This is a genomic window from Chitinimonas violaceus, from assembly GCF_052601015.1.
Genome location: NZ_JBQXDJ010000133.1, coordinates 1 through 4,227 on the forward strand (window position 1 = coordinate 1; position 4,227 = coordinate 4,227).

The following is a 4,227-nucleotide window of genomic DNA, read 5'->3' on the forward strand; positions in this document are numbered from 1 at the left end:
TTTTGCGTGGTTGGAGAAGTGCCGTCGATTGTGGAAGAACTGTGAACGCAAGCTCGACACCAGCTTGCAATTCATTCAGTTTGCCTTTCTGACTCTTCTTCTGCGGAGACTTTGAACAGGTTCTAAGGCCGTGTTTTGGGTAGCAGGCTGAATTCACTGAAAATGCTCACGAAGCAGTCTGCGATCGACAGTGGCGTTTGTTGCTGCGCTACATGTCCAGGAAACCGGAATCTGTTGGGTGATGGCGGTGGTAGAAACCAGCTACCATGCGCGCCAATCCTTGCAGCAGGCTCCTTAAAAATGCCCTCAGACGCCAATCATTCCCATGAGGCCCCAACTCTTCCGCGCAACGATGCCATAGACCTGCTGCGTGGTCTGTCCATCCTCCTCGTCGTTATCCACCAGTTGGCTTTGCCATTCCGTCTACCGCTTGGGTCTGGTTGGCTAGGCGATGTGCTCCCCAAACGCTTCATCAATGGCATCAGTTTCAGCGGTTATGAATCCGTGTTCGTGTTCTTCGTGATCTCAGGCTTTGTCATCACACGCAGCGTGCTCGAGCGTGACGGTTCGCTCAGTAATCTGTGCTGGCGGTCTTTCTATACACGCCGGGTGACGCGCATCTTGCCGTTGTTGCTGCTACTGCTCGTTGTACTCACCATCATGCATTTGCTCGGCGTGCCTCAGTTCGTTGTTGACGCACCAGGCCAGTCGCTGGCTGCCGCGCTTATGTCGGCATTAACGATGACGTTGAACTGGTATGAAGGGCGTACCGGCTGGTTGCCGGGTGCTTGGGACGTGCTGTGGTCGCTCTCTATCGAGGAGAGCTTTTATCTGGCGTTTCCCATATTCTGTCTGCTGCTGCGGGCGCCGTGGCGAGTGACCGGGCTATGGGTTCTGGCTTTGTCGCTGCCATGGGCACATGCGGCACTGCGTGGCAATGAAATCTGGCAGGAGAAGGCCTATCTGCCAGGCATGGCGGCCATTGCCTGGGGTGTATTGACGGCGCTGCTGGTCCAGCGCTGGAGCATGCCACGGCGCACTGCGCGCATGCTTGCAGTGCTCGCCATGGTTGGTTTGTCCGCGACATTTTTTTACGCGGACGTCCTGTGGCGGCTGATACAGGAATACGCGATGCTGCTTCTGTGCCTCTCACCGGCCGCTTGGCTTGCTGCCTCGTCTGGCGTGACGCGTACTGCACCACGTGGCACACGCTGGCTCACGCACCTGGGTCGCTGGAGTTACGAAATCTACCTGAGCCATATGTTTATCGTGCTGGCAATCACCGGCGCCTATTTGGCTGTGTCTGGCAATGACCTACGTTGGGCATGCTTGGTTTATGTTCCTGCCATCGCAGTCTGCGCCTTGGTCGGCTGGTGGTTACACCGCTATGTCAGTGGGCCCGCGGCGCAATGGATGTCGCAGCGGATGCCATCCAAGCGGCAGACCACGACCTATCAAGGCTGGATGCGCTGCAACTAAGAGTCGCTAAGCATCTGCATGAGCTGACTGCATCGCCGTAATCAGATAATTGAGATAGCACGCCAGAATAGGTTCAGGGGAGCAGCGTGGGAAAAGTGCTGTAAAAGCTTGTTGGTATGGAGGGATAGTGACGCAGTGCTGTATTGGACAGCCATCAGACAGCAGCACTGCGGTCATCCCCACTCAATCTTTACAGTGTGGTGGCGATAATCGCCTCGTCAGCGCCGTAGAAGCAAAGTTACCAAGCGATAAATAAGCATTCCGCTGGCGAGCGGCTTACCACAGCGTAATGCGCTCTTTATCCGCCCTGACCATGGCATCACCTACTCTGCAACCATAATTGGCAGCAAACGCCTGTGAGTTGGACAATATGCCGTTTACCCGGTATTTCGGTATTGCATGAGTTTGAGAAGCGGCGGCCTGTGCCCGTATCTCTTCAGTGGTATGGGCTTTTCTATGGGCAAACGCATACCCTTTGAAGAGCTGATCCATCGCCGCGGTACCCGGCCACTTTTTCTGGACAAGCTGCGTTGTGACTTCCAAGCCGGTCAGATCCGCTAAATCTTCATAGGTGATGCGTATAGCCGGGATATTGACACCGAGTACCGTCTTCACATAGTCGGCATAGTGCTTGTTTTGGCGGTCTTCCATGGCCTTGGAGTAAGTAATATCACCAAGCGCCAGCCCCAAAGGGGGTGGAAATGGCACATCAGGTGGACGGGCAATGGACTCACTGGAATCAAACCCATGCGCCAGTTCATGGGCAAGGATAGACGCCCCAAGAAAACCGTAGGCAAACGCGGGTTGGTTCTCGAAATCCACCATGGGTGATGTCAGCATCATGCCGATATCACCCACCACGGTATTGCGCCACGGTACATATCTGGGCTCGAAATCGCCCCAACCATAGCCGTCCTTGGCGCCAAGCCGCGGCAATTCCCTGGCTTGCTTAACCAGTTCTGTGAAGTTTATTTGGTTTACACGCTTGATATTACCCAGCACATCATGAACGTTAATGGTGAGATTGCTGTAATCGATCCACTTTTCAGGTTGAATGACCACCATGGCCATCGTATCAAGACGACGTAGCGCCGTATCTCGGCCAGCCGGGCTCAACCAGGCATGCGCCTGGATCCGTGTCCGCATCGCCTGCTTTAGTTCCTGCATCATGGTGTTGACTGCGGCCAGCTTGCTTGGCCCTATCACCTTTTCCACGTAGAAGCGATTCAATGTGTCCGGCATCAGCGCTGCCACAAAGCGGATTCGATCATCGAAAACAATCGTTGAACGCGCCCAAGTGGCATCAGCCAAAAATCTTGGCTTCCATGAAGACGACCAACGCCTTTCTTCAGTGGAAAACTGGCAAGGCAGATAGCCGCTAAAGCTCTTCAAGAGACGCCACTGCAGAAAACGTTTCCATTGCGGCAAGCTGAATTCGGCCATCATTTGAGACAATTTGACTTCAATCGCCGCATCCACTTCCACATTGGCTGCAATCGCAAGCTGCTGCTTGAAGGCGGGCATATCAAATTTCACCGAACCTGGCGGCGTCGATGCCACTGATCCATTGATCCGTTGTTCCATACGTTCAACCACTTCCGCATCGACAGCGGCTCGGTCTGCAGTAACGCCAGCCGCCATCAACATCCTTGCGATATGGTCACGCCGTGTCTCTGCCGTCCCACGCCATAGCATCAACTCACTTTGAACCAACCTTAGTTGGACTGGCTTGGCATCTTTCGTCGTAAAAGCATGTCGGCTTTGCAAAGTTAAAGGCAGTGCGGTACCGACACGTAAAAGCTTCGCCATGACAACCGGAATATCCTGGATTTGTGTCATGCCCTCCACCAGCTGCCATTCATCATTCAAGGCATTCGTTGTAGCGGGCGCAGGCTGCGCCTGGCTGGCAAATAGGCGTACCAGTTTGCCTAAGTCGCTGTGCTCATCAGCGAGCGGTGAGTGTGCCGTCGCCGCCAATGCGGCCAGCAACGCCTGATAATTTTGTTGCGGCAGGTCCGAAAATGCATCGGGTACATCGTCTTCAGCGCTGCGCTGTACGGACCGGTACCAATCACCATTGGCCAACTGATCGAAATCTGTACATGCCAGCGCATTGCGCTGTACTGCTGGCTTAACCGATTCACCAAATCCCGTTAATAAAAAAGCGGCTGCCATCATCACGACAGAACCGCCCTTACGTCCATTTGAATGATTGATGAAATGCATATGCCTGATACCTCAGTGATGTCACTGAGGTATCAGGCATATGCATCAATATATTAGTTCATACAAATATATTAGGCTCAACAGCCGTATCGTCAGCCGCTATCTGCAATCCATAATCGCCCACGCCGTAACGTGTAACGTGTAACGCCAATGACTCTACGTAGCAACCCCGGCAGATCCCACTTGGCTGGCATATCAACAAGCCCAGAAACCGCTACTCTCCAAGGAGGCTATTAATTTCAGCAAGTTCTTCAAGCGGGAGGTGGGCTGCACCCCTGCAGTATTTCGACAGCGGCAAAAAGCTGAATGTCCCCGTTCAGACGCCTGATGCCTGTATTGCACATGACTGCTGGCTCAATTTTACCCATCAGGTGTGTCTACGGAATTCAGGCTACCTCAAGTCAGCATGGCTGTCTTTTAGTGCTTCCAATGCACCACTTCGATCGGTGACCTCTGCCGTCGTTACCGCAATCGCATGGGGCAAGCCCAGCGTATCAACAGCAATATGTCTTTTGATCCCTG

2 protein-coding genes and 2 pseudogenes are annotated in these 4,227 nt (G+C 53.6%); 2 read left to right on the top strand and 2 right to left on the bottom strand.

Annotated features, from left to right (window positions below):
* Positions 1 to 115, top strand: a pseudogene (locus tag ACUHMQ_RS20245) (IS5/IS1182 family transposase); the annotation flags it as partial.
* A gap of 185 nt (positions 116 to 300) precedes the next feature.
* Entirely contained in the window at positions 301 to 1,479 is a 1,179-nt protein-coding gene (locus ACUHMQ_RS20250; RefSeq protein ID WP_445297257.1) for an acyltransferase family protein, read from the top strand.
* Between the two features lie 276 nt (positions 1,480 to 1,755).
* On the opposite strand, the gene ACUHMQ_RS20255 is transcribed toward ACUHMQ_RS20250, so the two are convergent.
* Together ACUHMQ_RS20255 and ACUHMQ_RS20260 are read right to left on the bottom strand one after the other, a co-directional pair.
* On the bottom strand, positions 1,756 to 3,705 hold the full coding sequence (locus tag ACUHMQ_RS20255; protein ID WP_445297258.1) for a M13-type metalloendopeptidase: 1,950 nt from the start codon (positions 3,703 to 3,705) through the stop codon (positions 1,756 to 1,758).
* Positions 3,706 to 4,102: 397 nt separating this feature from the next.
* Positions 4,103 to 4,227: pseudogene (locus ACUHMQ_RS20260) on the bottom strand (transposase); the annotation flags it as partial.